Origin of the sequence: Massilia niastensis DSM 21313 (assembly GCF_000382345.1) — a bacterium.
GTDB lineage: Bacteria > Pseudomonadota > Gammaproteobacteria > Burkholderiales > Burkholderiaceae_D > Telluria > Telluria niastensis.
In genome coordinates, this window is the sequence record NZ_KB908098.1 from 1 (window position 1) to 24844 (window position 24844).

General features: G+C 66.7%; 25 protein-coding genes. 13 read left to right on the top strand and 12 right to left on the bottom strand.

All coding sequences use genetic code 11. The annotated features are described in order from the left end of the window. From H162_RS30935 to H162_RS0114615, 5 genes are all read right to left on the bottom strand, one after another. A partial coding sequence (locus H162_RS30935; RefSeq protein WP_020654216.1) for a transposase occupies positions 1-229 on the bottom strand: 229 nt, incomplete at its 3' end. A gap of 24 nt (positions 230-253) precedes the next feature. After that, positions 254-520, bottom strand: a complete 267-nt coding sequence (locus H162_RS34035) for a hypothetical protein (protein WP_156885618.1) — start codon at positions 518-520, stop codon at positions 254-256. A gap of 81 nt (positions 521-601) precedes the next feature. Continuing rightward, positions 602-1936 (bottom strand): metal-dependent hydrolase family protein, encoded by a 1335-nt coding sequence (locus H162_RS0114605; RefSeq protein WP_020654217.1) that lies wholly within the window; start codon positions 1934-1936, stop codon positions 602-604. Between the two features lie 27 nt (positions 1937-1963). Beyond that, positions 1964-2749 (bottom strand): alpha/beta fold hydrolase, encoded by a 786-nt coding sequence (locus tag H162_RS0114610; protein ID WP_020654218.1) that lies wholly within the window; start codon positions 2747-2749, stop codon positions 1964-1966. 9 nt (positions 2750-2758) lie between these two features. Beyond that, positions 2759-3631 carry a fumarylacetoacetate hydrolase family protein gene (locus H162_RS0114615; protein ID WP_020654219.1) on the bottom strand — a complete coding sequence of 291 codons (873 nt, stop codon included), beginning with the start codon at positions 3629-3631 and terminating at the stop codon, positions 2759-2761. Positions 3632-3864: 233 nt separating this feature from the next. On the opposite strand from H162_RS0114615, the gene H162_RS0114620 reads away from it, so the two are divergent. After that, positions 3865-4719: a helix-turn-helix domain-containing protein gene (locus tag H162_RS0114620; protein WP_020654220.1), complete on the top strand. Its 855-nt coding sequence runs from the start codon at positions 3865-3867 to the stop codon at positions 4717-4719. Between the two features lie 119 nt (positions 4720-4838). After that, the gene (locus H162_RS0114625; protein ID WP_026354651.1) at positions 4839-5588 is read left to right on the top strand and encodes an SDR family NAD(P)-dependent oxidoreductase; all 750 of its coding nucleotides are present in this window, start codon (positions 4839-4841) and stop codon (positions 5586-5588) included. A gap of 56 nt (positions 5589-5644) precedes the next feature. Here H162_RS0114625 and H162_RS30940 read toward each other — a convergent pair whose 3' ends face one another. Beyond that, positions 5645-6577 carry a LysR substrate-binding domain-containing protein gene (locus H162_RS30940; protein WP_020654222.1) on the bottom strand — a complete coding sequence of 311 codons (933 nt, stop codon included), beginning with the start codon at positions 6575-6577 and terminating at the stop codon, positions 5645-5647. Between the two features lie 134 nt (positions 6578-6711). Between H162_RS30940 and H162_RS0114635 the strand changes: the two genes are divergently transcribed. The 3 genes from H162_RS0114635 to H162_RS0114645 all read left to right on the top strand — a co-directional run bounded on the left by H162_RS0114635 (position 6712) and on the right by H162_RS0114645 (position 10012). After that, positions 6712-7554 (top strand): transketolase, encoded by an 843-nt coding sequence (locus H162_RS0114635; protein ID WP_020654223.1) that lies wholly within the window; start codon positions 6712-6714, stop codon positions 7552-7554. Then, positions 7551-8552, top strand: a complete 1002-nt coding sequence (locus tag H162_RS0114640; RefSeq protein WP_020654224.1) for a transketolase family protein — start codon at positions 7551-7553, stop codon at positions 8550-8552. Before H162_RS0114635 ends, H162_RS0114640 begins: the two co-directional genes overlap by 4 nt. A gap of 134 nt (positions 8553-8686) precedes the next feature. Then, entirely contained in the window at positions 8687-10012 is a 1326-nt protein-coding gene (locus tag H162_RS0114645; protein WP_020654225.1) for an MFS transporter, read from the top strand. Positions 10013-10111: 99 nt separating this feature from the next. Here H162_RS0114645 and H162_RS0114650 read toward each other — a convergent pair whose 3' ends face one another. Continuing rightward, complete coding sequence (locus H162_RS0114650) at positions 10112-10519, bottom strand: hypothetical protein (protein ID WP_156885619.1); 408 nt, start codon at positions 10517-10519, stop codon at positions 10112-10114. Between the two features lie 170 nt (positions 10520-10689). Between H162_RS0114650 and H162_RS30945 the strand changes: the two genes are divergently transcribed. Next, complete coding sequence (locus H162_RS30945; protein ID WP_156885628.1) at positions 10690-11190, top strand: MgtC/SapB family protein; 501 nt, start codon at positions 10690-10692, stop codon at positions 11188-11190. Positions 11191-11194: 4 nt separating this feature from the next. On the opposite strand, the gene H162_RS0114660 is transcribed toward H162_RS30945, so the two are convergent. After that, positions 11195-11980 carry an AraC family transcriptional regulator gene (locus H162_RS0114660; protein WP_026354652.1) on the bottom strand — a complete coding sequence of 262 codons (786 nt, stop codon included), beginning with the start codon at positions 11978-11980 and terminating at the stop codon, positions 11195-11197. Positions 11981-12066: 86 nt separating this feature from the next. Here H162_RS0114660 and H162_RS0114665 point away from each other — a divergent pair, with 86 nt between their 5' ends. Next, a complete protein-coding gene (locus H162_RS0114665) occupies positions 12067-13284 on the top strand; it encodes an MFS transporter (RefSeq protein ID WP_020654229.1) in 1218 nt (405 codons plus the stop codon). Between the two features lie 5 nt (positions 13285-13289). Here H162_RS0114665 and H162_RS0114670 read toward each other — a convergent pair whose 3' ends face one another. Both H162_RS0114670 and H162_RS0114675 read right to left on the bottom strand, forming a co-directional pair. Then, complete coding sequence (locus H162_RS0114670; protein ID WP_020654230.1) at positions 13290-14384, bottom strand: calcium:cation antiporter; 1095 nt, start codon at positions 14382-14384, stop codon at positions 13290-13292. A 59-nt stretch (positions 14385-14443) separates the two neighbouring features. Further along, complete coding sequence (locus H162_RS0114675; protein ID WP_020654231.1) at positions 14444-15655, bottom strand: PepSY-associated TM helix domain-containing protein; 1212 nt, start codon at positions 15653-15655, stop codon at positions 14444-14446. A 130-nt stretch (positions 15656-15785) separates the two neighbouring features. On the opposite strand from H162_RS0114675, the gene H162_RS0114680 reads away from it, so the two are divergent. Then, positions 15786-17921, top strand: a complete 2136-nt coding sequence (locus H162_RS0114680) for a TonB-dependent receptor (RefSeq protein ID WP_020654232.1) — start codon at positions 15786-15788, stop codon at positions 17919-17921. A gap of 66 nt (positions 17922-17987) precedes the next feature. On the opposite strand, the gene H162_RS0114685 is transcribed toward H162_RS0114680, so the two are convergent. Beyond that, the gene (locus H162_RS0114685) at positions 17988-18923 is read right to left on the bottom strand and encodes a methyltransferase (protein ID WP_020654233.1); all 936 of its coding nucleotides are present in this window, start codon (positions 18921-18923) and stop codon (positions 17988-17990) included. 172 nt (positions 18924-19095) lie between these two features. Between H162_RS0114685 and H162_RS0114690 the strand changes: the two genes are divergently transcribed. The 5 genes from H162_RS0114690 (at position 19096) to H162_RS0114710 (ending at position 24090) form a co-directional block, all read left to right on the top strand. Beyond that, positions 19096-19281: a hypothetical protein gene (locus H162_RS0114690; RefSeq protein ID WP_020654234.1), complete on the top strand. Its 186-nt coding sequence runs from the start codon at positions 19096-19098 to the stop codon at positions 19279-19281. Positions 19282-19308: 27 nt separating this feature from the next. After that, positions 19309-20169, top strand: a complete 861-nt coding sequence (gene ypfJ / locus H162_RS0114695; RefSeq protein WP_020654235.1) for a KPN_02809 family neutral zinc metallopeptidase — start codon at positions 19309-19311, stop codon at positions 20167-20169. 181 nt (positions 20170-20350) lie between these two features. Next, positions 20351-21535, top strand: a complete 1185-nt coding sequence (locus H162_RS0114700; RefSeq protein ID WP_020654236.1) for a zinc-dependent alcohol dehydrogenase — start codon at positions 20351-20353, stop codon at positions 21533-21535. Positions 21536-21544: 9 nt separating this feature from the next. Beyond that, positions 21545-22138: a hypothetical protein gene (locus tag H162_RS0114705; RefSeq protein ID WP_020654237.1), complete on the top strand. Its 594-nt coding sequence runs from the start codon at positions 21545-21547 to the stop codon at positions 22136-22138. Positions 22139-22299: 161 nt separating this feature from the next. Beyond that, complete coding sequence (locus tag H162_RS0114710) at positions 22300-24090, top strand: M4 family metallopeptidase (RefSeq protein ID WP_026354655.1); 1791 nt, start codon at positions 22300-22302, stop codon at positions 24088-24090. Here H162_RS0114710 and H162_RS0114715 read toward each other — a convergent pair. Continuing rightward, the gene (locus H162_RS0114715) at positions 24062-24838 is read right to left on the bottom strand and encodes a M23 family metallopeptidase (protein ID WP_026354656.1); all 777 of its coding nucleotides are present in this window, start codon (positions 24836-24838) and stop codon (positions 24062-24064) included. The two genes, H162_RS0114710 and H162_RS0114715, sit on opposite strands and share 29 nt — an antisense overlap. Positions 24839-24844 lie beyond the last annotated feature (6 nt).

A 24844-nucleotide genomic window follows, 5' to 3' on the forward strand; every position in this document is an offset into this window, starting at 1 on the left:
TTCCCTCATCCGACAAGCCGAAGCATTGCTGGGCAATGTACATGCGCAGCATGCGCTCAAGACCGACCGGCGGCCGGCCACGACCATCGCCTTTCGGATAGTACGGCAGCAGCGCCGCAACCAGAGTTGGCCACGGCGTTGCAGCCTCGATCTCTGCAAGGAAACGGTCGCGTCGAGTCAGCTTCTTCTTGCTGGCGTACTCAACATCGGAAAAGCTCATCTGCGTCATCGATTTACTCGGAAATTGGATGCGCTATTGTGACAGCTCAGCAGATTGGCAGACGATTAAATCAGTACTTCCATAGAGGTCGCCATATTTGAAACCGGCGAAATATTCGAATTGATAGGTTTTCAGATGCTCGTCATCAGTTCCGGTGCCGAGGACTGGATCCGCTTTGGAGCGCGTGGTGTAGAGCGCATTCAGATTTGCTAGCTGGAATTCTGTGGCGGCCGCTGTGACGGCATTGACCAGGCACAGTAGGGCGAGTGCGGTCCGAGCCGAATGATGCCTTGTACTCATCTTGTCTCCATGATTATTGCGCGGGCTCGGCGCCAGTAGCCGGCCCGCGTCTGTTATGCCGTACGCTGGCAGGATGATCGATCAAGCCGGTACCGCTTCCTGGACACCCTTGTCATGCCAGGGGATCTCGCTCGCCGGGAGATGCAGCGCAGCTTCGCGGGGAGCGGTATCGCGCACGTCCTTGTGGATGACGCCGTCCTGCATCACCATCGCGATGCGTGCCGGATCGGTCAGGATGCGCAGGTCGCACAGTGGATCGCCATCCACCAGGACCAGGTCAGCGAGGAAACCAGGCTGGATCTGTCCGAGTTCATCCCCGCGCATCATGATCTCTCCTCCCAGGCGGGTGGCGGACAGCAGCGCTTCTTTCGGCGTCATGCCGATGTAGTCGACGAAATATTGCAGGTCATTCGCGTTCGTGCCATGAGGCATCCATGCAAACCCATAGTCTCCTCCCGGCAGGACACGGATCCCTCGCCTGTGCATTTTTCTCAAGGTGTCCGCGGCCGCTTCGAGCTCATGCCGGTATCCCATCTTTTCCGCGATCTCAGGCGTGATACCATATTCGGAGGCGTGGAAACTTGTGCGCACCAGCCAGCCGATCCCCGGCGCCACGAAATGCTTTTCCTTGTTGGCCTCGAGCATGTCGAGCGCTTCCTCGTCGGCAAAACTGGCGTGGAAGACCATCTCGATGCCATGCCGCACGCACTGCTTCACCGATTCGGCAGAGCGCGCGTGGGCCGCGACCCGTTTGCCGTTGCGTTTGGCCTCGGTGGTCAGCATGGCGATTTCTTCTTCCGAGAAGGGCGACAGCTCCGCCGGGATGCCTGCGATGTACTCGCCCGACAGATTGATTTTCAGGTGGTCGACACCGAACTTGAGGAACATGCGGGTCGCCTTGCGCACCTCTTCCGGTCCGATGACGATGTGGCCGAAGCTGAATTCCTCGAACGGCAGATGCGGCAAGGTCATGTCGCCGAGGCCGCCCAGAGTGGTGATTTCCTGGCTGCCCGCCAAGTAGCGTGGCCCGGGGCACTGGCCGGCGTTGATGGCATTGCGTAATACCACGTCCAGGCGTGCTTTCGCGGCCGCGGCGCCGATGGCCGACGTCCATCCCATGTCGAGGTAACGCTTGGCCACCTCGACGCACCAGAGAATATGTTCTTCGGGCGGCATCATCTGGATGGCAGCGAGGGTCGGCTGATCGTTCCAGGAGAAATGGGTATGCGCTTCGGTCATGCCAGGCATCAGGAACTTGCCCTTACCGTCGATGAACTGGTCAGCCTGCGCGGCAATCTTCTCGGGAAAGCGCGCTACTTCGACAATCCGGTTTCCTTCTATGAGGATTTCACCGTTGAACACGTCACCACCGCTGCCATCGAAAATCGCAACGTTGGTAATTGCTGTCTTTTTCATGTCTATCTCCTCATTCCTTGAAAAGTCTTAGCTCGACGGGTGCAGGAAGGTGTCGAGCTGCCGGATGCATTCCTGCGGCCGCTCGAAGGTGGTCCAGTGGCCGCAGCCCGGGATGACCACCATGCGGCTGTTCCGTATGCGCGCCGCCATCGCCTCGACAGCCGCGGCGGGCGCCACGCCATCCTGGTCGCCGGTCACCAGCAGGACGGGGACGCTGATCCCATCCACCGCCGCCGCTTGCGCATCAGCCAGCGCGGTGCAGCTTTGTGCATAGCCCGCGGGCGACTGGCGCATCACGCTCTCGCGCACCAGGGCCAGTGCGGCCGGCTGGGTTGCCTTGGTCTCGCGCCCCGTGGCGGCGGCGACTATGGCGTCGGCAATGTCCTGCATGGCCGCCACGCCGCCCGAGGTGGCCTTGTCGGCACGCGCTCGGATGCTGGCGCGCCCCTGCTCGGGAGGGCAGAGCAGGGGGCCGAACAGTGCAAGCCGGCGTACCAGGGACGGATTCCGTGTCGCGAGGTGCTGGCAGACGATGGTGCCCATCGAGTGACCGAGGAAGACCGCCTCGTTCACATCGAGGCGGCGGCATACTGCCTCTACTGCCGCGGTCATGCTGCCGATGCAGAGCTTCCCGGCGGGCAGCGGCGAACGGCCGCTGCCCGGCAGGTCGATCCGGATGACGCGATGGCCTTGCAGCACCGGCAGTAATGGCGTCCAGGTGTTGCTGGTTCCGCCCAGTCCGTGCACGCAGACGACAGCCGGTCCCTCTCCCTCGATTTCGACGGCAAGGTCTTCAATGATGTGGGTGGCCATGCCGGCTCCTCAGGCAAATTTGTTTTCGATGGCGCCAATGCCATCGATTTCGACGCGCACCACGTCGCCGGACGACAGGAAGCGCGGCGGCGTCATGCCCAGGCCAACGCCCGCCGGCGTCCCGGTGGCGATGACATCGCCGGGATAGAGCGTGATGCCGCGTGAAATGGTTTCGATCAACGTGGGGATCTCGAAGATGAGGTTCTCGGTCGGACCATCCTGGCGCAGTTCGCCGTTGACCCAGCAGCGCACCCGCGTCCTGGTGCCGTCGAGCTGGTCGGCCGTGACGATCCACGGTCCCATTGGGCAGAAGGTGTCGAAGGACTTGCCCATGTCCCACTGCTGGTGGCGCATCTGGACGTCGCGCGCGGTGACATCGTTGACGATCGTGTAGCCGAAGACATGGTCCATTGCACTGGCCCGGCTGATGTTCTTGCCGCCCTTTCCGATCACGACGGCGAGTTCCGCTTCGTAATCGATCTGTTCGGAGATGGCGGCGCCAGGCAGCGTCACTTGGTCGTACGGGCCAACGACGCATTCCGGGACCTTGGTAAACACGATCGGCCACGATTCCGGATTGGCGTCGTTGTCCTTGAAAACCGAGGTCTGCAGCTCTTTGGCATGCGCGTGGTAGTTGCGTCCGACGCACCAGAGATTGCGGCGGGGGTGAGGTAGCGGCGCCAGCAGTTGCACCGACGCGAGCGGCACTGCCTGTCCGGAGGCAACCGGCAGTGCCGCGCCCTTGGCCAGCAGTTCGATCACGGAGAGGACGCCGGTCGCGGCGACGCCTTGTGGCAGATCCAGTGGGGTGACATGCTGGCCGTCGGAATCGACGACTCCGACAAACCGGCGGTGATCAAACAGATAGGCTGCGAGTTGCATTGTTTATTCCTTCCTAACGTCGGCCTGTTCCACCCTGTGCGGAACGAGCAACCGTGCGACGAAGTGTAGGAACAAGGAGCGCGATGCGCTTATCGCAGGATGGCCGCTCTTATCCTCGTATCCGACGGCTTATCAATGCGTCTGATATCTTTTCGATCGATGTCCTCCATCAGTTCAAGCGAGATTAGAATCGAGCTACAAAACGACCGGAAAGACCGGCGAGGAGACATACAATGGCAGAGGCATACGCGTTCCGTGAAGGAGCGTTTGGCCAGGCGATCGTGCTCGAGGCTTGCAACGACCTGGTGGCGCATTCACACTCGGAATCGCAAATCGTATTCTGGCTGGGTGGTGCGCGTGCGCGGGCTAGCGTTGGCGGGCAATGTATCCAGTACGATGAGAATACCGGACTGGCCACCAATGCAAATCAGTCGCATGACATGACGGTGCTGGATACCGGAAGTCCGGCGATTTTCCTGGTTTTCATGATTTCGCGGAGCTGGCTGAACGAGCGCCGCAAGGCGACCGGACGGCCATTCGTGTTTCCATCGCCGAGAATTCCGATTGACGCGGGTTTGCGCCAGGCGTGCTGGCAAGTCCTTGACCTGATTCTCTCCGACCCCGAGGCGGAGCAGACGCTGGACGATCTGGTCGAACAGCTCATCATCGCCACCATCGATGCGGTCACCCGGCAATCCGTGGTCGATGCAAAGCGCCTGCTTCCGCCGCTCCTGGATCACCGCTTGCGCACAGCGATTGCGCTGATGCGCGAGCATGTCAGTGAAAAGTTCGCGGTCGACGAGATCGCTACACGGGTCGGCTTGTCGCGGGCGCATCTGTTCACGCTGTTTCGCGACCAGCTCAATACGACGCCACAGGTGTTTTGGAGCGCCGTGCGCGTGGAGGAGGCAATGCGACGACTTATCAGCAAGGAAGAAACCCTGACATCGGTGGCCTTCGACCTGGGCTTCTCCGCGCCCAGTAACTTTTCGCGTTTCTTCAAGGAGCATACCGGGGTGTCGCCGTCGACATTCCGCCGAGCAGCAAGCGGAGCAATGCCAGCAACGGTCACGGGCCTGGCTGCATAGCGCTGCCCGGACCCGCCAGGCATGAATTGATTTCGCCCTTCATTGAGATTTCCTCGTTTGTCCTCGTCGCCACGATCCGCGAACATGAGGCCACTACGAACATTTCAGGAGACGAAAACATGTTACTCAAAGATCGCGTGGCAGTCGTCACGGGCGGCGCCGGCTTCAACGGCCTGGGCTTCGCCACCGCACGCATGCTGGCGGCACAGGGCGCCCGGGTCGTGATCCTCGACCTGGCATCCAGCAACCCGGCCGCCGCCGCGGCCGAACTCGGCCCGCAGCACCTCGGCCTGGTCGCCGACGTGACCAACCAGGAACAATGCGAAGCCGCCGCGCGCGCCACGCTGGAGCGCTATGGCCGCATCGATATCCTGTTCAACAACGCCGGCATCACCCAGGCGCGCAAGACGCTCGACATCTCGGCCTCCGACTACGACGCCGTGCTCGACGTCAGCCTGCGCGGCACCCTCCTGATGTCGCAGGCCGTGCTGCCCGCCATGCAGCAGCAGCAGGGCGGCAGCATCATCTGCACCTCGTCGGTGTCGGCGCAGCGCGGCGGCGGCATCCTCGGCGGTCCCCATTATTCGGCAGCCAAGGCCGGCGTGCTCGGCCTGACCCGGGCCATGGCGCGCGAATTCGGCCCGCAAGGCATCCGCGTCAATGCGATTACGCCGGGACTGATCGCGACCGACATCATCAAGGGCAAGCTCACCGAGGACCGCAAGGATGCGATCGCGCAGGACATCCCGCTGGCGCGCCTGGGCCGCGCGGATGACATCGCCGGCGCCGTCGTGTTCCTGGCCAGCGACCTGTCGAGCTACTGCACCGGCATCACGCTGGACGTCAACGGCGGCATGCTGATCCACTGATCGCCGCAGCAGGCCGGGTGATCCCGGCCTGCATCCCCCGCACCCATCCGCCTTCCTCACGAGCGGGCTGCCGCATCCTCCGCCGTTCCTTCGCCCCCGTTCCAGTCCGCGAACCCCTTGATCCAGTCCACCACGGCGCCTACCGCCTGGAGCCGCTCCTTGCTCCTGGGGACGGCCAGGTAATGCGCCGTCGCCTCGATGGCGAGTTCGCCGAACGGGCAGACCAGGCGCCCTTGCTGCAGGTACTCGTGCACCAGCACCGTGCTCTCGATACACATCCCCAGTCCGTTCTCCGCCGCACTGAGCGTCATGAAGGCGCGGTCGAGGCGCAGGCCGCGCACCGGGTTGCTGCAGCCCGGCGCGAAGCGTGCGATCCACTCGTCCCACGAGGTCAGCGACACGTCGTTCTGCACCAGGTAGAAATGCTCGATGTCGCTGGCCGGCAGCGGCAGCTCCCATCCATCGACGAGCGTGGGACTGCACACCGGCAGGTAGCGCTCGCGCGTCGAGATCGGCTCGACATGCACCCCGGCCGAGGCGGGCGGACGGCCATAGGTCACCGCCACGTCGACACCGCTATGGGAAAAGTCCGGCGCCTGGTGCACCGCCCACAGGCGCACGTCGATCTCGGGATGGGCGCGCAGGAAAGCGGGCAGGCGCGGCATGATCCAGATCGCGGCAAAGCTCGGCGCGCTCTGGATCGTCACCACCTGCTGCTTGTCGCTGCGGTCCAGGATGGTCCGCAACTCGTCGTCGATCTCGCTGAACGAGCGCCGGATCACGTCGTACAGCCTGGCGCCGGCCTCGGTCGGCACCACGCCGCGCCGTCCGCGCTCGAACAGCATGGTGCCGAGCGCATCTTCCAGCGTCTGGATCGAATGGCTGACGGCCGATGCGGTGATCGACAGCTCCTGCGCCGCACTGGCGAAGGAGCGGTGCATGTAGGCCGCCTCGAAGGCCTGCAGGCCCTTGAGTGAAGCCTTGCGCAAGGCGCGATATCGCTGAACTAAATTCATGTATGGCTAAATATTACTCGCTATGCGATTCATGTCTCGATTTATACACTGGTTTCATGCAAGCGCTGCTTCGACACGCGCGATTTCGACACCAACCGGAGACAAGCATGGAAAACTCTCTCGCCGCCCTGAACAGCGCGGCCTACCGCATTCGCCGCTACGCCCTGCGCATGGGCGAAGTCCAGGGGCAGGGCTACGTCGGCCAGGCCCTGGGCATGGCCGACATCCTCGCCGTTGCCTATCGACATGCCATGCATTATCGGCCGGACGATCCCGCATGGGAAGGCCGCGACCGCTTCCTGCTCTCGCACGGCCATTATGCGATCGCCCTGTATGCCGCCCTGATCGAGGCCGGCATCATCCCCGAGTCCGAGCTGGAAACCTATGGCAGCGACGACAGCCGCCTGCCGATGTCCGGCATGGCGACCTACACGCCGGGCATGGAGATGTCCGGCGGCTCGCTCGGCCAGGGCCTGAGCATCGCCGTCGGGATGGCGCTCGGGCTGCGCCAGAAGAGCAACCCGGCCTTCGTCTACAACTCGATGTCGGATGGCGAGCTGGATGAAGGCTCGACCTGGGAAGCCGCGATGTCGGCCGCCCACTACGGCCTGGGCAATTTGATCACCCTGGTCGACATCAACAACCAGCAGGCCGACGGTCCGTCGAGCAAGATCCTGGGCTTCGAGCCGCTGGCCGACAAGTGGATCGCCTTCGGCTGGTTCGTCCAGCGCGTGAACGGCAACGATATCGCCGCGGTGCGCGAGGCCTTCGATGCCGCCCGCAAGCATCCCGAGTCCCAGCCGCGCGTGATCCTGTTCGAGACGCTGATGGGCGCCGGCGTGCCCTTCCTCGAGGAGCGCGACAAGAACCACTTCATCCGGGTCGAGCCTGAAGAATGGCAGCAGGCCATCGCCATCGTCGACGACAACAACGCAGGAGACCAGCAATGAGCACCGCAACCGCCAACAAGCCGCGTTTGACCACCTCGGCGATGATCGCTTCCATCGCCAGCGAAGGCCAGCGCACCCGGAGCGCACCCTTCGGCAACGCCCTGGTGAAACTGGCCGGCGAGCGGCCCGACATCGTCGGCATGAGCGCCGACCTGGCGAAATACACCGACCTGCACCTGTTCGCCAAGGAATTCCCGCAGCGCTTCTTCCAGATGGGCATGGCCGAGCAGCTGCTGATGGGCGCCGCCGGCGGCATGGCCAAGGAAGGGTTCACGCCCTTCGTCACCACCTACGCGGTGTTCGCCTCGCGCCGCGCCTACGATTTCATCCACCAGGTGATCGCGGAAGAACACCTGAACGTCAAGATCGCCTGCGCCTTGCCGGGGCTGACCACGGGCTACGGCCCCAGCCACCAGGCCACCGAGGACATCGCCATCTTCCGCGGCGTGCCGGGCCTGACCATCGTCGATCCCTGCGACGCGCTCGACACCGAGCAGGCGACGGCCGCGATCGCCGCACACCAGGGTCCGGTCTACATGCGCCTGCTGCGCGGCAAGGTGCCGCTGGTGCTGGACGAATACGATTATTCGTTCGAGCTCGGCAAGGCCAAACTGCTGCGCGACGGCCGCGAGGTGCTGGTCATTTCGAGCGGCATCATGACCATGCGTGCGCTCGAGGTCGCCGAGGCGCTGAAGGCCGATAATATCGGTGTCGCGGTATTGCACACGCCGACCATCAAGCCGCTCGACGTCGAGGCGGTGGTGCGCGAAGCCTCGCGCGGCGGCCGGCTGGTGGTCGTGGCCGAGAATCACTCGGTGGTGGGCGGACTGGGCGAAGCCGTCGCCGGCGCCCTGCTGCGTGCGGGCGTGGCCTGCGCGTTCAGGCAGGTCGGCTTGCCGGACGCCTTCCTCGATGCCGGCGCGCTGCCGACCCTGCACGACCGCTACGGGATCTCGACGCAGGCCATGGCGGCCAGCATCAAGTCCTGGCTGGGCTGAGCGCCGGCAGGCGGCGCGGGCGGCAAGAAGGCGCAGACCTTCGCCGCGAACGACCTGCGCCGCATGCGCTTGAATAGAGTGCCGCGCGTCGACACACGACGCGGCGCCACAATGAGAATCATCTGGAGACACGCATGAAATCGCATACCGTCACATCCTCGGCGGGCGCCGAGGCCTACGCAGCGCCCGCCGACGACCTGGAAGCGCGCACCTATGCCAAGGTGATGCGCCGCCTGGTTCCCTTCCTGATGCTGTGCTACCTCGGCGCCTACCTGGACCGGGTCAACGTCGGCTTCGCCAAGCTGCAGATGCTCAGCGACCTGCAGTGGAGCGATACCGTGTATGGCCTGGGCGCCGGCGTCTTCTTCATCGGTTACTTCCTGTTCGAAGTGCCCAGCAACATGATCCTGCACAAGTTCGGCGCGCGTCGCTGGCTGGCGCGGATCATGATCACCTGGGCGATGATCTCCGCCAGTTTCAGCATCGTCGATTCGCCGACCGCGTTCTACGTGCTGCGCTTCCTGCTCGGCGTCGCCGAAGCCGGATTCGCGCCGGGCGTCATCCTGTACATCACCTACTGGTTCCCGTCGGCGCGCCGCGCCAAGGTGATGGCCTTCTTCTTCATGGCGATCCCGCTGGCGAGCATCGTCGGTGCGCCGCTGTCGGGCTGGATCATGGAAGCCTTCGCCGGCGTGCAGGGCCTGCGCGGATGGCAGTGGCTGTTCGTGCTCGAGGCGCTGCCGTCGCTGATCCTCGGCGTGGCCATCCTGTTCTACCTCGACGACAGCATCGCCGCCGCCAAATGGCTCACGCCGGAAGAGAAGGCCCTCCTGCAGCGCAATATCGAGAAGGAGGCGGGAGAGAAGGTCGAGCACCATTCGGTCGGCGCCTTCTTCTCCGACCGCCGCCTGTGGCTCCTGACCGCCATCTACTTCTGCATCGTGATGGGCCAGTACGGCATCACCTTCTGGCTGCCGGCCATCCTGAGCAACATCGGCGCCGGCAGCGTGGGCAGGATCGGCATGCTGGCCGCGATTCCGTATGTGTTCGCCCTGGTGTGCCTGCCCTTCGTCGGCAGGAGCTCGGACCGTACCCGGGCCCGGCGCCTGCATTGCGGTGCGCCGATGCTGGTGGCCGCGGTGGCGCTGTTCGCCCTGGCGTTCACCGACGGGATCGGCCTCGCGCTGGTGCTGCTGAGCGCCGCAGCGGCGGGGGCGATCTGCGGCACCTCGCAGTTCTGGGCGCTGCCGACCGCTTTCCTGGGGGGGATGGCGGCGGCGGCGGGCATCGCCACCATCAACTGCATCGCCAACCTGGCCGGCTTCTTCTCGCCCTCGCTGGTGGGCTGGCTGAACGATGTCACCGGCAAGCAGGGCGCGGGCCTGATGCTGACCTCCGCCGCCTTGCTGGTGGGCGCCTGCCTGCTGCTGTTCGTTCCGAAACAGGCAGTCGATCGCTGACCGGAGCGCAATCCGCAGGGGCGCGCCTGGACCTGTCCGGCGCCAATCGTGAAAAAGGCTCCCGCCGGGAGCCTTTTTTTCAGTCGGGGAAGAGGCGCTTCAGCGCGAGTCGTCGGCGGAACCGGACCCCTTCATGTCGCTGTCGGCGCTGTTGACGTTGACGTCCGCGGTGTACGAGCCGCCTGCGGCGCCGCCTGCGCCGCCTTTGCCGCCTGGACGGGACACGCCCTGGTCGGACGTCCCGGGCCTGCCGCCGCCCGCCGCGCCGCTCAGGCCGCCCCGGCCCCCGGCGCCGGCCCCGCCGACCGTGCCGCCCGGCATCGATTCAGCAGCGCCGCGGTCGCTTTGCGGCGAGCCCGCCGGGAACACGTTGCTCTCGGGCGGTGCATTCAGGAAGCCGGTGTAGTGACCAGCGTTCGAGCCCTGGGCGCCCTGGTCGGGCTTGTCGCCCTGGGGCCTGGCCTGGGACTGGTCGCTTCCCGGGTCTTTCGGTTTGTTGTCAGCCATCATGATCTCCCAGCATCAATCGATAGACCCCATGGTAATCCTTCATTCCCGGCCTTCAATAGGCGCAGGCGCTGAGCGGGTGTAGGAGTAGGCGAGAGCCGGGCCATCGCGTCCGGCCGCGCGCCCCCTACAGCCGAGCGTGGCGACGCCTTGATTGCATAAATGGCATGATGCTCGCGAGTTGTCGAGAGGAGTGCAATGTGTGGTGGGAACGTAGCTGGATGACGGTACAGCAGGAATTTTCGGACCTGGGCAATGCCGAGGACATCACCCGGATCGTGGTGCGCCTGCTGATGGCGGTCGCGCTCGGCGGCTTGCTGGGTTATGAGCGCGAATCGGTCGGCGCCTCGGCCGGGCTGCGCACCCACATGCTGGTGTCGCTCGGCTCCGCGCTGTTCGTGCTGATTCCATTGCAAGCCGGCATGGAAATCCAGGACCTGTCGCGCGTCCTGCAGGGCGTGACGGCCGGCATCGGCTTCCTGGGCGCCGGCGCCATCCTCAAGCAGACCGAGAAGAACGACATCCGGGGCCTGACCACGGCGGCCAGCGTGTGGCTGACGGCCGCCATCGGCATCGCGGCCGGGATGGGCAGGGAGGCGACGGCGGTGCTGAGCGCACTGTTCGCCATGGTCATCCTGGCGATCCTGCGCCACCCGTCGAAATCCGAATGAGCCCTCAGCCGCGCTGGCGCTGGTCCGCGAAGAAGGCGGATGGCGTGCACCCGAAGGTCTTCCTGAACATGGCGGTGAAGGCGGACTGGCTGGCATAGCCGAGCTGCCCGGCGACCTGCCACAGCGGCATGCCGCGCGCGATCAGGGGCGCCGCGTGCGCCAGCCGGACCTGCTGGCGCCACTGGCCGAAGCTCATGCCCAGCTCTTTCTCGAACAGGCGCGCCAGGGTGCGCTCGGAGGCCCCCACCGCGCCGGCCCACTGGGCCAGCGTCTGGCCATCGCCCGGCGCATCGACCAGGGCCGCGCACAGGCCCTTCAGGCGCTTGTCGCGCGGCATCGGCACGCGGATCGGACGGGTCGGCGCCCGCACCAGTTCGTCGAGGATCAGCTCCCCGATCAGCGCCGCCCGCTCCGGCGGCAAGTCCTTGGTGCCGGTATCCAGCGCGGCGATCAGCTCGCGCAGCAGGCCGCTGACTTCCAGCACCCGGCAGGTTTCGCCGGGGAAGGGCGCGCGCGAGGCGTGCACGCGCAGCGGACTCAGACAGGCCGCATCGAGCATCGTCACCTCGTGCTCGATGCCGGGCGCAATCCAGATGGCGCGCTGCGGCGGCACGATCCAGCTGCTGTCTTCCGCACTCACGCGGATTACGCCGTTCGCGGCATAGGTCAGCTGTCCCCAGGCATGGCTGTGGGCGCCGATCATGGTGTCGGCGGGAAGCATGCGGGCGGACAGGGTGACGGGGCATTGCCGGGTAGGATCCGGTCCCGGCCCGGGTGAAAGGATAGCCATGGCAGTTTCTCGTTAAATGTTGTCGCACTATCTTAAATCGGTCGCGCCGGTTTTGCTTACACTGGGTTTTTCTCACGAGGCGCAGCATGAGCAACGACAACAACACCGTCCGCCAGGATGCCAGGGTGATCGGCCTGGTCGGCCTGGCGCACGGCACTTCCCACTTCTACCACCTGATCCTGGCCGCGCTGATTCCCTGGCTCAAGCCCGCCTTCAATCTCAGCTATACGGAGCTGGGCCTGCTGATGACGGTGTTCTTCGTCGTCTCGGGCGTGGGCCAGGCGATGGCGGGCTTCGTGGTCGACCGTGTCGGTGCGCGCAACGTGCTTTACTTCGGCATTTCCACGCTGGGCCTGTCCGCCGTCGTGCTGTCGGGCGCGGGAAGCTATGCGGGCCTGATGGCGGGCGCGCTGCTGGCCGGCGTCGGCAACTCGATCTTCCACCCCGCCGACTACACCATCCTGAACCAGCGCGTGTCGCGTGCGCGGCTGGCGTATGGCTTCTCGGTGCACGGCATCGTCGGGAATATCGGCTGGGCCGCCTCGCCGCTGTTCCTGACCGCGATCGCGGCAACCCAGGGCTGGCGCACCGCATTGCTGTCGGCGGCGGCGCTGCCGCTCGTGGTGCTGGTCCTGCTGGTGCTGAACCGCGAGGCCCTGCGTCCCGATCCGATCGGCGCGCACGCCAGGCCAGGCGGCGCGCAGGGCGGCACGCTGGACTTCCTCAAGCTGCCGGCGGTGTGGATGTGCTTCGGGTTCTTCCTGCTGACGGCGGTGGCGCTGGGCGGGATCCAGGCCTTCTCCTCGATCAGCCTCGAGGCCCTGTACGGGATCTCGCGCGAACTGGCCACCAGTTCCTACACCGCCTACATGCTGGCCTCGGCGGTGGGCATGCTGGCCGGCGGCTTCCTCGGCGCGGGCATCAAGCACCACGACCGCACGGTGGCCGCGGCCTTCGCCGTCGCCGCGCTGCTGGCCCTGGTGCTGGCCGCGGGCGCCGGTCCGTCGTGGATGGCGCTGCCGCTGATGGGCCTGATCGGCCTGTGCTCGGGCGTCGCCGGTCCGTCGCGCGACCTGATGATCCGCGCCGCCACGCCGGCGGGCGCGACCGGCCGCGTGTACGGCGTGGTCTACTCGGGCCTCGACAGCGGCCTGGCAATCGGCCCGCTGCTGTTCGGCCTGGCCATGGATGCCGGCCGTCCGGGCTGGGTGTTCGCAGGCGTGGCGCTGTTCCAGGCGCTGGCGATCGCCACCGCGGTGGGCGTGGGCGGGAATACCCGCTCGGCGCAGCTGAAGGCCGCCTGAGCGGATCAGGGAACGATGGTCGTGAACAGGTAGACCGCGAAGATCACCAGGTGCACGGTGCCCTGCATGACCGTGGTGCGCCCGGTGCCGAGCGAGAGCGTGGCCACCATGAGGGACAGCAGCAGCAGCACGGTCGATTTCACGTCGATCCCGAGCGACAGGGTCCAGCCGGTGGCCAGCGATACGATGGCCACCGCGGGAATGGTCAGCCCGATGCTGGCCAGGGCCGAGCCCAGCGCCAGGTTGAGGCTGGTCTGCAGGCGGTTGGCGCGCGCGGCCTGGTAGGCCGCGATCCCTTCCGGCAGCAGCACCACGGTCGCGATGATGATGCCGACCAGCGCCTTTGGCGCGCCCATGGCCGCCACGGCCGCTTCCAGGGTCGGCGACAATGACTTGGCCAGCAGCACCACGCTGGCCAGGCAGGCCAGCAGCAGCCCGGCGCTGATCCAGGCCATCTTCGCGGGCGGCGGCGGCGCATGCACGTCCTCGTTCTCGGCGGCGCGCTCGGGCAGGAAATAGTCGCGATGGCGCACGGTCTGCACCAGCACGAAGGTCCCGTACAGCACGATCGACACCACGGCGATGAAGCCCAGCTGGCTGCTGCTGTAGACCGGACCCGGGGTGGTGGTGGTGTAATTCGGCAGCACCATGGTCAGCACGGAGATCGCCGCCAGGGTCGCCAGCGAGGCCGAGACGCCATACAGCCCGAACTTCTGCTCGCCATGCCGTTCCGCGCCCGCCAGCAGGCACAGCCCCACCATCCCGTTCAGGATGATCATCACGGCGGCAAACACGGTGTCGCGCGCCAGCCCGCTGGTCGCCTCGCCGCCGGCGAGCATCAGCGACACGATCAGCGCCACCTCGATCGCGGTCACCGCCACGGCGAGCACCAGCGTGCCATAGGGTTCGCCGACCTTGTGCGCGACGATCTCGGCATGGAAGACGGCGGCCAGCACGCCGGCGAACAGGCCGATGACGAGCAGGATGGTGTAGGCCACGCCGAGGAGATCGCCCGCGCCGAGGGCCAGGCCTGCGAGCAGGAGCCAGGCAAGGATGGGAGCGGCGATCGACCAGGCGGGGAGGGCAGCGGAGATTTTCATGGCAGTCTCGAAACGGGAGACTATCCAGTTTAACAACAAAGCTCTGCTGTTCGCTATCCTTACGCGGTGCTGGCCGGCTGCGCCGGCGCGGTCTTTTGCAGCGCCGGCGCCTTGCGCCTGGCCGGCTGGCGGCGGAACTTGATCCAGATGACCAGCCCGGTGATGAAGAAGGCCAGCGGGCTCAAGCCCACCACGCTGACCAGGATGCGGCCGACGATGCCGAAGGCTTCGCCCGTGTGCAGCGGGAACAGGGTGCTCACGAACCAGTCGCCGCCGCGCGCCGCCAGGGGATCGGCCACGCGCAGCACCTCGCCGCTGCCGGCGTCGATGCTCACGCGGGTGGCGCCGTCGCCGTGGCGCAGTTCGCCGGGCTGGCGCACGCGCAGCTCGAACGGTTGATTGGGCTTGGCCGGGAAGCTCAGGCGCGACACGCGGCCCTCGGGGAAACGCGCCTGCGCGGCCGCGACCGCGCTGGCGGCGTCGATGCGCGGCGCGCCGGCGTCGCTGCGGTTGTCGAGCTTCGGGTTCGGACCGAGCGGCGCCACCGCATTGATCGCCGGCTTCACCCAGTCCGGCGCGTTGAAGTAGACGCCCGAGAAGGACAGCACCACCAGGAACGGCGCCGTGTAAAAACCCGCCGCGCGGTGCAGCTGGAAGCTGAAGCGCGGCCAGTTGCCGCCATGGCGCACCGTCAGCGCCTGCCAGATCGCCTTCGCGGTCAGCTTGGGCCACCAGACCACGATGCCGGTCAGCGCCAGCAGGAACAGCGCCACGCCCTGGACCGCGATCACGATCTTGCCCGCTTCGCCGGACATCAGGTAGCGGTGCAGGTGGAACAGGGTCGGCATCAGGAGCGGGCGCGAGAGGCCCGCTTCGCCCCAGTTGCGCTCGCCCAGGATGGCCATGCTGGCCGGATCCACCATGACCTGGCGCGTCACCCCCTGTTCCCAGCTGGAGGCCGGGGTCTGCGGCCGGTACCAGGCGATGAACACGCCGCCCTGGGTCTCCGGGAACATGATCATGTTGGGACGGCCATAGCCGGGCTCGCGCGCCAGCCGTTCGGTCACCGCCTGCGCCGCCGCCGGGCTGACCCGCATCGGGTCGCCGGCCGTCGCGCCCGCCGGCGGCGCGACGCGCAGCAGGCCGGGATTGAGCCAGGCGTCGAGCTCGTGACGCCAGCCGAGCACGGTGCCGGTGAGGCCCTGCAGGACGAGGATGGTGCCGAAAATCAGGCCGGTCCAGAGGTGAACGGTGCGGATGAGAGATTTCATGAACGAGATGATAGCGCAAATGAGAATGATTCTCGATCCTTGCATATGGAATTGAGAATCGTTATCATTCTCACGCTTTATTTCACAAAAGAAAAGTGTCCCTTCGCAAAGTGTCGAGATGATGAGTACGATGAAACCGGTTTCCCTCGCGGTCGCGGCCGCATGCGCGCTGATGGCGGCGCCGTGCGCCCTGGCCCAGCAGGCCCAGCAGAACCAGGAGCAGGACAGCGAGATGGCCTCGGTGGTCGTGACCGCCACCCGCACGGCGAAGGCCGTGGACAAGATCCCGGGCGCGGTGTCCGTGATTACCCAGCAGGAGCTGTCGACCCAGTACCTGATCGCCGATGACCCGTCGCAGGCCCTGGCGACCTATGTGCCCGGCTACGCGCCGAGCCGCCAGAAGCTGACCTCGACCGGCGAATCGCTGCGCGGCCGCCAGCCGCTGATCCTGCTCGACGGCATTCCGCAGTCGAACCCGCTGCGCGCGGGCCAGCGCGAAGGCTATTTCGCCGACAGCGCCATCATCGAGCGCATCGAAGTCATCAACGGTGCGTCGGCGATGCAGGGCCTGGGCGCGACCGGCGGCATCATCAACTACATCACCAGGACCCCGCGCGCCAACGGCACCAGCTACAACGTCAACACCCGTTTCTCGAGCCAGTTCCGCTCGGATAGCCTGGACTGGAAGACCGGCCTGACCGTCAGCCACAAGTCGGACGGCTTCGACCTGCTCGCCTATGGCGCCGTGCAGCGCCGCGGCATGGGCTATGACGGCAAGGGCCGTCGCCTGGGCATCGACAACGTGCAGGGCGACACCCTCGACTCGCACGGCGACGACCTGTTCGTGAAGATCGGCAAGACCTTCGGCGACCAGCGCCTGCAGCTGAGCGTCAACCGTTTCAACCTGAGCGGCGACGGCGACTACCGCAACCAGCCGGGCGTGGTGGCCGAGGGCGTGCCGACCAGCTCGGAGCCGGGCGACCCGATCGGGGCGGAGCCGCGCAACAAGGTGCGCAGCGCCAGCCTGGACTACCGCCATGCCGATCTCGGCGGCGGCGCGCTGACCGCGCAGCTGTTCACCCACGATTTCGAGGCGCTGTACGGCGCCACCAATACCGCGACCTTCCAGGACGCCCGCATCGCGCCCGTCAGCAGCCTGTACGACCAGTCGCACATCGTGGCCGACAAGCTCGGTTCGCGCATCACCTGGGTGCGCCCCGACACCCTGGTCGAGGGACTGGAAGTGACCGCCGGCCTCGACTGGCTGCGCGACCACACCCTGCAGCGCCTGGCGCAGACCGACCGCACCTGGGTGCCGGAACTGAAATTCCGCTCGCTGGCGCCCTTCCTCCAGCTCGAATACGAGATCGGCCCGGTGACGGTGCGTGGCGGCGTGCGCTACGAGGACGCCAAGCTCGAGGTCGACACCTACACCACCCTGGCCGCCTATGGCAACCGGGTGGTGCAGGGCGGTTCGGCCGAGTTCACGAAATCGGTCAAGAACATCGGCGCGGTATGGCGCTTCGCCCCGCAATGGTCGGTCTTTGCGGCCAGCTCGGAAGGCTTCGGCCTGCCGGACGCCGGCCTGGTGCTGCGCGGCGTGGCCGTGCCGAACCAGTCGGTGTCGAACCTGGTCAGCCTGCAGCCGATCGTCACCCGCAACAACGAGGTCGGCATCAACTGGCGCGGCGCGAACGGCCAGTTCGGCGTCTCGCGCTACGACTCGCGCTCCAAGATCGGCAGCGTGATCCGCATCAACTCGGCCGGCATCGGCCTGGTCGAGCGCGTGCCGACCACGGTCAAGGGCTGGGAGGCGAACGCCGAGTGGCGCTTGACGAAGGGCCTGTCGCTGTCCGGCACCTGGTCGAGCATCGACGGCAAGACCGCCGCCACCCAGGGCGCGCCGCTGGACCTCGACCTCGGCGCCCGCTCGCAGGGCCCGGACAAGACCACGCTCGGCGCCAACTGGAGCTTCATGCCGAAGGCCCAGCTGCGCCTGCAGGCCTCCCACCTGCGCGACCGCGACATCAACATCGGCCGCCGGGTCGGCACCGCCAACCTGGAAGAGCACTTCAAGGGCTACACCCTGGCCGACGCGGCCGCCACCTGGGACAGCCGCTACGGCAAGTTCGGCGTGAGTATCGAGAACCTGTTCGACAAGCAGTACGTCGGCTATTACTCGCAATCGGCATCGGCGGTCGACTCGACCGCCACCTATGCAGGCCGTGGGCGTACGCTGGCGCTCAGCTGGAACCGCAGCTTCTGATTCTTCCGCGGTGCGAGGCGGCCGGCCCCGGGCCGGGCCGCCGCCCAGCCCGCCCCCTGTTCGCCGCTAGCGCTTCACCGCGTGCAGCCAGACCGCGGCGATCCGTTCCACGTCCTCATAGCCCGGCTCCCCGAGCTGCCCGCCGAAGATGTCGGGATCGAGTTCCTCGTAGCTCCACATGTCGCAGGTCCGCTCGAGCAAGGGGCGGAGCGATTCCAGGAAATGGTCGTCGGCCCCCGACAGCGCCACCCCCGTATACAGCATCAGGTTGCCCCCCGGCCGCAAACGCGCCAGGCTGTCTTCCACGATACGGCGCGAGAGCTCCGCGCCGCGTTCGCCGCCGCCGTGGCGGTAAGGCAGCCTGTCCTCGTCCAGGATGTAGGGCGGATTGGCGACGATCAGGTCGAAGTCGCCTTCCAGGGAGCCGAACAGGTCGCTGTGGCAGAGCGCCAGGTTGTCGACCCGGGCCAGGCGGGCATTCACGGCCGCCAGTTCCAGCGCCTTGACGTTGATGTCGGCGCCGATCACCTCCGCATGGGGAAACTTGCGCGCGATCGTGAGCGCGGCGGCGCCGCTGCCGCAGCCGATGTCGAGCGCCCGCGTCGGGCCGGAACCGATCCAGGGAAAGGCGCGCTGCATGGTGCCGACGAAGCGGTAGGTATCCGGCCCAAGGAAAACCGCATCGGGCTCGCTGGTCGGGTATGCTGAATGGAACAACAACAGCTCGCCCAGGGTGGATGCCCGCACCGTGGAGCGCAGCGCGGCTTGCTTGCCCGCCAGTACGCCCGCTTCCTTCATCCGCTCGAGCATGTCGGGTGGCAGGAGTTCGGGGCGGAACGGCCGGCTCCAGCCGAACACGCCGCGCAGGTCGGTCGCCTCTTCGTTGCCGGGGCGCCCGTTGAGGCGCCGGTGGGTGGACGGCGTGACGGTCATGAAGCGGTAGCCTGCCGCGTGCAGACTGCGTCCCAGGGCAAGCAGGGCGTTGGCATTGGAAGTGTTCATTGCCTCAGCGTCGCATGCGCCCGGCCGGCGCTCCGTGCGCTGGGCAACGTAGCCGGATAAGCGGACAGGCGGCCTGTGCGGAATTTGATTCGCTATGTGAATGGTCGAACAGTCTCCGTGCGAGCCCTTGTCCATACTCGATTGCAGCTGTACCTAAATAGGGAGAGCAACCATGGCAGAGAAGAAACAGGACGTGGCGCCGAAGGGCCGCATCGAACGTGAAATCGCCCGTGAACGGCACGAGCGCAGCCTGCACGACGAGGCGCGCGCGCGGCTGGCCACGCCGGAGGATTTCCACACCAAGGATGCGCGCGAGAGCGCCGATTCGAGCAACGTGAAGCGGCACCCCGGTCGCTGACCTGGGACGCCGTCAAGGAGACGGGCGATGAAATGGGAAGGTGACCGACAGAGCGACAACGTGGAGGACCGCCGCGGCAGTGGCGGCGGAGGATTTGGCCTGGGCGGGCGTTCGATCGGCATCGGCACCCTCGTCATCGCCCTGGTGGGCTCGTATTTCCTGGGCGTTTCTCCCACCACGATCCTGAACATGCTGGGCGGCGGCGAGGCGCCGCAGGTGGCCCAGACCCAGACCGTGCCGGCCAACGACCGCGAGACCCAGTTCGTGCGCACCACGCTGGCCTATACCGAGGATGCCTGGGTCGAGCTGTTCCGCCAGCAGGGCGCGCAATACTCGCCGGCAAAACTGGTGCTGTTCAACAACCGCACCGAGACCGCCTGCGGCCAGGGACAGAGCGCGACCGGACCGTTCTATTGCCCGGCCGACCAGAAGGTGTACATCGACCTGAGCTTCTTCCGGCTGATGCAGAGCCGCTTCAACGTGGCCGGCGAATTCGCCCAGGCCTACGTGATCGCGCACGAGATCGGCCACCACGTGCAGAACCAGCTGGGCATCTCGAACCAGGTCCACGAGGCGCAGCAGCGCGCCTCCGAAGCCCAGGGCAATGCGCTCTCGGTGAAGCTGGAACTGCAGGCCGACTGCTTCGCCGGGGTCTGGGCCCACCACACCCACCAGCGCGAGCAGTTCCTGGAGAAGGGCGACGTCGAGGCCGCGCTGAACGCCGCCACGGCGATCGGCGACGATGCGCTGCAAAAGCAGTCGCAGGGCGTGGTCGTGCCCGACTCGTTCACCCACGGCAGTTCGGCCCAGCGCGTGCGCTGGTTCAGCCGCGGCCTGGAGAGCGGGAAAGTGGAAACCTGCAATACCTTCGAGGCGCGCCAGCTCTAGCCTGTCAAGTTCTCAACAATTTCCAGCCGTGAATGATTCGCCCTCACGGCTGGAAAATCTCCAGAGAATTGCGTGTTCGTTTCCGTGCGCTTATCGCAATTCTTAGTCCTTTGACATAACGTGTTTCCTCACCAGCCCGTCGGTATCGGCGGGTTTCACAACCGTTGTTGAGGAGGACTTTATGCTGGCAATGAACTACCGCGGACCGTACCGCGTCCGCGCCGACCACAAGCCCGATCCGGTCATCGAGCATCCGGGCGACGCCATCGTGCGCGTCACCCGCACCTGCATCTGCGGCTCGGACCTGCACCTGTACCATGGCATGGTGCCCGACACCCGCGTCGGCCACACCTTCGGCCATGAGTTCATCGGCGTGGTGGAAGAGGTCGGCTCCGGCGTGCAGCACCTGAAAGTCGGGGACAAGGTCCTGGTCCCGTTCAACGTGTTCTGCGGCTCCTGCTTCTTCTGCCAGCGCGAACTGTACGGCAATTGCCACGACACCAATGCGCAAGCGAGCGCCGTGGGCGCCATCTATGGCTACTCGCACACTGCCGGTGGCTACGACGGCGGCCAGGCCGAACTGGTGCGGGTGCCGATGGCCGATGTCGGGCCGACGGTGATCCCCGACGACATCCATGACGACGATGCGGTCCTGCTGACCGACGCGGTACCCACCGGTTACCAGGCGGCCGAGATGGGGGACATCGAGGAAGGCGACACCGTGGTCGTGTTCGGCGCCGGCCCGGTGGGCATCTTCGCCGCCAGGTCGGCCTGGCTGATGGGCGCGGGGCGCGTGATCGTGGTCGACCAGGTCGACTACCGGCTCGAGTTCGTCAAGCGCTATGCCCAGTGCGAAGTGGTCAACTTCAAGGATGTGCAGGACATGGCGCTGCACATCAAGAAGATGACCGACTGGATGGGCGCCGACGTCTGCATCGACGCGGTCGGCTGCGAAGCGTCCGGCAATGCGATGCAGACCATGTCCGGACGCTGGGGCATGGTGCAGGCCGGCGCCGCCACCGCGCTGCACTGGTGTATCAACTCGGTGCGCAAGGGCGGCAACGTGTCGATCGTCGGCGTCTACGGTCCGACCTTCAACGCGGTCCCGATCGGCAATGCGCTGAACAAGGGCCTGACCCTGCGCATGAACCAGGCGAGCGTCAAGCGCCACCTGCCGCGCCTGATCGAACACATCCGCGCGGGCCGCCTGAACCCGAAGGAAATCATCACCCACCGCGTGCCGCTGGAGGAAGTGTCGGACGCCTACCATATCTTCTCGGGCAAGCTCGACAATTGCATCAAGACTGTCCTGATTCCGCCCAACACCAACCAGGTGCGCAAGATAGCGGCCACCGCATCGCATTGAGGAGAGAACATGGAAACGCGTACCGAACTGAAGGAACACGAGCACGAGCATGATCACCAGCACGGGCATGGCCACGTGCATGCGCATCCGTCGCAGGGCCAGCTGCAGCCGCGCCGTCCGACGCGCGAGGAGCTTGGCCATATCCCGGGCTGGGGCGCCGACCTCGACCGCAAGAACCGTCCGGCCGTGCCGATGGAGCGCACCCCGCCGCGCTTCATCAACGCCCCGGTGCCCGAACCGGAGCAGCAGCCCGAGCGGGTCGAGGTGCTGGTCTCGCCCGAGCGTCCCGGCATCACCCAGATTTTCGGCACCGTCCAGCCGCCGTCCGGCCTGTCGGGCGTGATCCGGCGCGCGGCGTTCAAGACCACCGAGAACGACCTCCGCCACTGGCTGCTCCTGCTGCTGGCGGACCGGGTCAACATGGTCGAGGGCATTGCCGACGACCTCGCGCGCGGGCATGTGCCCAACATCCTGGGCGAGATGGGCATCAAGGCGGAGTGGAAGCATAATCCGGCGGGGCTGGTGAAGAAGGCGGCCATCGCCACGGCGGTGGTGGGCACCGCGTACTACCTGCTCAAGGGGCGCGACCGCAGCCATCGCTGATCCCGGGAGAGGAGGGTGCGGGCGCCGAATCGCCGGCGCACCCTCCGACAGCCACGCCCACCGACGCGCTTCTTGCGTCTAAGCAAATACTCGTCCGCAAGCAAGTCCATCATGTCCGATGACCGGCGCACCTGCGCCGGCTCTGACCGGATGGAGACGAGATGACCCCTCACACGACACTCCGGGCAGCCCTGCTGGCGGCTGCCGTCCTGCTCGCACACCCCTCGTTCGCGGCTCCCGTGATGAGCCCGCCATTGACCCTGGACGCGAAGGCGCAGGCGGCGGTGCTGGGCCAGCTCGCCTCGCTGCGCCCCTCGCATGGCCTCGACCCCGACCACTTCTACAAGGTGACGGCCCAGCATCCGGGCGTGCAGGGCACCCAGGTGGTGCGCGCCGCGCATACCTACAAGGGCCTGAAGGTGTTCGGCTCCGATTCGGTGGTGCTGCTGGACCAGCAGCTGCGCATCCTGTCCGAGACCGCCTCCACGCGCCGCCTGCACCTGGGCCGCGGCGTGGCCAACCGGCTGGGCGCCGCCACCGCCAGTTTCGTCACCCGGCCGCGCATCGGTGCGAAAGCCGCGATCGCCGCCGCGCTGGCCATCCTGGCGCAGGGCGCCACCCACGTGGCGGCGCCGCGCGCCGAGTTGCTGATCTATCCGGTGATGGGCGAGGAGCGCCTGCCCGAGGCGCTCGGCAAGGCCGAGGAAGACCTCAATGCGCTCGACGTCCAGGAAGTGGTCGAACGCTACGAGCTGGCCTGGCTGGTGCGCACGCGCATGCGCGTCGGCGAGCAGCCGCTGTTCCACGACACCGTCATCAGCGCCCGCGACGCGGCACCGATCGACCAGTGGAACATGCTCCAGACCGTGGCCGGTGTCGGCCGCAGCCAGTACAACGGCGAGGTCCCGCTCAGCACCACCTTTGCCGACGGGGTCTACCGGATGCTCGATCCCGAACGCGGCAAGGGCGGGACCTTCGGCGCGATGGCGATCACGAACGCGAACCACGGCACCAGCGCCGGCAAGGTCTACGCCAGCGACAGCAATACCTGGGGCGACGGCAAGCAGTTCGTGGAGGGCGGCAGCACCACCGGGCCGAATGGCCAGACCGCGGCCGTGAACGCCATGTGGGGCCTGATGAACACCTACGACGCGCTGAAGAACGTGCTCGGCTGGCGCTCGCTCGACGGCCGCGACACCGCGACCCACATCGCCGTCCACGTCAACCGCGGCTACGACAACGCCTACTACAGCGACACCTGCCGCTGCATGTTCATCGGCGACGGCAGCTTCTTCACCAGCCTGGGCTCGATCGACGTGATCGGGCACGAGATGGGACACGGGGTGACGGCCGCGACCTCGAACCTGGTGTACATGGGCGAATCGGGCGGGTTGAACGAATCGGCGTCGGACATCGCCGGCGAGGTGGTCGAAGCCTATGCGCGCGCCGGCGGCAAGGGCGAGGCGATCCCGGACGAGGGCAACGACTGGATGCTGGGCGCCGAGATCAGCCGCAACGGCACGCCGCTGCGCTGGATGGCCAGGCCCAGCCGCGACGGCAGCAGCCATGACGCCTGGAGCACCGGCCTCAAGCGCCTCGACGTGCACTACAGCAGCGGTCCGAACAACCGCATGTTCTACTTCCTGGCGCGCGGTTCCGATGCCGCGCGCGACAGCGAGGCCTGGAGCAAGTACCTGGTGAAGCAGCCGGCGGCGATGACCGGCATCGGCCTGGACAAGGCCTTCCGCATCTGGTTCCACGCCAGCACGACCAGGTTCACTTCCAGCACCAACTATGCCGCCGCGCGCGCCAGGATGATCGAGGCGGCCGAGGACCTGTACGGCAAGGACGGGCGCGAGGCGGTCGCGGTGCGGCGCGCCTATGCGGCCATCAACGTCGGCGAAGACGTCGACGAGCCGCCCGTCAATCCGTCAGCAGCGGAAACGGATTGAGCGGGGTGCCCTTCCACCACTCTTTCTCGGGCGTGAGTTCGACCAGGGCGAAATGCAGGTGCGGCGCGTTGGGGTCGGAGTTGCCGCTCACGCCCACGTAGCCGACCAGGTCGCCGCGCTTGAGCGTCATGCCTTCCTTGACGCCGTCGGCGTAGCGGTCGAGGTGGGCGTAGTAGTAGGCGTATTTCTCGCTCGGGTCGAACTGGTAGACCGTCAGGCCGCCCGGCTTGCTCTCGAACAGCTTGACCACCTTGCCGTCGCCGGCCGCCAGCACCGGCGTGCCTTTCGGAGCCATGATGTCGAGCGCTTCGTGGTGGCGCTGGTTGCCGCGCGGCTTGTCGAAGGTGTCGGTCAGGCCCGCGGCCTTCACGCCCTGCACCGGGACCAGCAGCCTGGTCGGCAGGGTGGAAACGGCGCCGGGCGTGGCCCTGGCGGCCGACAGCGCGTCGGCGGTCGGCCGCAGCGGCAGGTCGGCCTCGGCCAGGTTGGTGGGAACGACCGGGGCGCCCTGCAGCTGGGCGTCGACCGGGGGCGGCGTGCCGGCCGGCGGGGCCGGCGGGGCGGCATCGGCTGGCGCGGCATCGGCTGGCGGCGGCGCCGCATCGGGCGGCGGCGCGGCCGCGACCGCCGCCGTATCCACCGCGGCGACCTGCGCCGGCGCCGGCTCGTCCGCCACGTCGTTCAGCAGGACGAACAGCACGCCCGCGCCCACCAGCAAGCCCACCACGAAGATCATCAGCCGTTTCATCTCATC

Excerpts from the sequence above, each read along its gene's own strand:
- H162_RS34035 (WP_156885618.1), bottom strand. The coding sequence starts at position 520 with ATGAGTACAAGGCATCATTCGGCTCGGACCGCACTCGCCCTACTGTGC.
- H162_RS0114605 (WP_020654217.1), bottom strand. The coding sequence starts at position 1,936 with ATGAAAAAGACAGCAATTACCAACGTTGCGATTTTCGATGGCAGCGGT.
- H162_RS0114610 (WP_020654218.1), bottom strand. The coding sequence starts at position 2,749 with ATGGCCACCCACATCATTGAAGACCTTGCCGTCGAAATCGAGGGAGAG.
- H162_RS0114615 (WP_020654219.1), bottom strand. The coding sequence starts at position 3,631 with ATGCAACTCGCAGCCTATCTGTTTGATCACCGCCGGTTTGTCGGAGTC.
- H162_RS0114620 (WP_020654220.1), top strand. The coding sequence starts at position 3,865 with ATGGCAGAGGCATACGCGTTCCGTGAAGGAGCGTTTGGCCAGGCGATC.
- H162_RS0114625 (WP_026354651.1), top strand. The coding sequence starts at position 4,839 with ATGTTACTCAAAGATCGCGTGGCAGTCGTCACGGGCGGCGCCGGCTTC.
- H162_RS0114635 (WP_020654223.1), top strand. The coding sequence starts at position 6,712 with ATGGAAAACTCTCTCGCCGCCCTGAACAGCGCGGCCTACCGCATTCGC.
- H162_RS0114640 (WP_020654224.1), top strand. The coding sequence starts at position 7,551 with ATGAGCACCGCAACCGCCAACAAGCCGCGTTTGACCACCTCGGCGATG.
- H162_RS0114645 (WP_020654225.1), top strand. The coding sequence starts at position 8,687 with ATGAAATCGCATACCGTCACATCCTCGGCGGGCGCCGAGGCCTACGCA.
- H162_RS0114650 (WP_156885619.1), bottom strand. The coding sequence starts at position 10,519 with ATGGCTGACAACAAACCGAAAGACCCGGGAAGCGACCAGTCCCAGGCC.
- H162_RS30945 (WP_156885628.1), top strand. The coding sequence starts at position 10,690 with ATGCTCGCGAGTTGTCGAGAGGAGTGCAATGTGTGGTGGGAACGTAGC.
- H162_RS0114660 (WP_026354652.1), bottom strand. The coding sequence starts at position 11,980 with ATGGCTATCCTTTCACCCGGGCCGGGACCGGATCCTACCCGGCAATGC.
- H162_RS0114665 (WP_020654229.1), top strand. The coding sequence starts at position 12,067 with ATGAGCAACGACAACAACACCGTCCGCCAGGATGCCAGGGTGATCGGC.
- H162_RS0114670 (WP_020654230.1), bottom strand. The coding sequence starts at position 14,384 with ATGAAAATCTCCGCTGCCCTCCCCGCCTGGTCGATCGCCGCTCCCATC.
- H162_RS0114675 (WP_020654231.1), bottom strand. The coding sequence starts at position 15,655 with ATGAAATCTCTCATCCGCACCGTTCACCTCTGGACCGGCCTGATTTTC.
- H162_RS0114680 (WP_020654232.1), top strand. The coding sequence starts at position 15,786 with ATGAAACCGGTTTCCCTCGCGGTCGCGGCCGCATGCGCGCTGATGGCG.
- H162_RS0114685 (WP_020654233.1), bottom strand. The coding sequence starts at position 18,923 with ATGAACACTTCCAATGCCAACGCCCTGCTTGCCCTGGGACGCAGTCTG.
- H162_RS0114690 (WP_020654234.1), top strand. The coding sequence starts at position 19,096 with ATGGCAGAGAAGAAACAGGACGTGGCGCCGAAGGGCCGCATCGAACGT.
- ypfJ (WP_020654235.1), top strand. The coding sequence starts at position 19,309 with ATGAAATGGGAAGGTGACCGACAGAGCGACAACGTGGAGGACCGCCGC.
- H162_RS0114700 (WP_020654236.1), top strand. The coding sequence starts at position 20,351 with ATGCTGGCAATGAACTACCGCGGACCGTACCGCGTCCGCGCCGACCAC.
- H162_RS0114705 (WP_020654237.1), top strand. The coding sequence starts at position 21,545 with ATGGAAACGCGTACCGAACTGAAGGAACACGAGCACGAGCATGATCAC.
- H162_RS0114710 (WP_026354655.1), top strand. The coding sequence starts at position 22,300 with ATGACCCCTCACACGACACTCCGGGCAGCCCTGCTGGCGGCTGCCGTC.
- H162_RS0114715 (WP_026354656.1), bottom strand. The coding sequence starts at position 24,838 with ATGAAACGGCTGATGATCTTCGTGGTGGGCTTGCTGGTGGGCGCGGGC.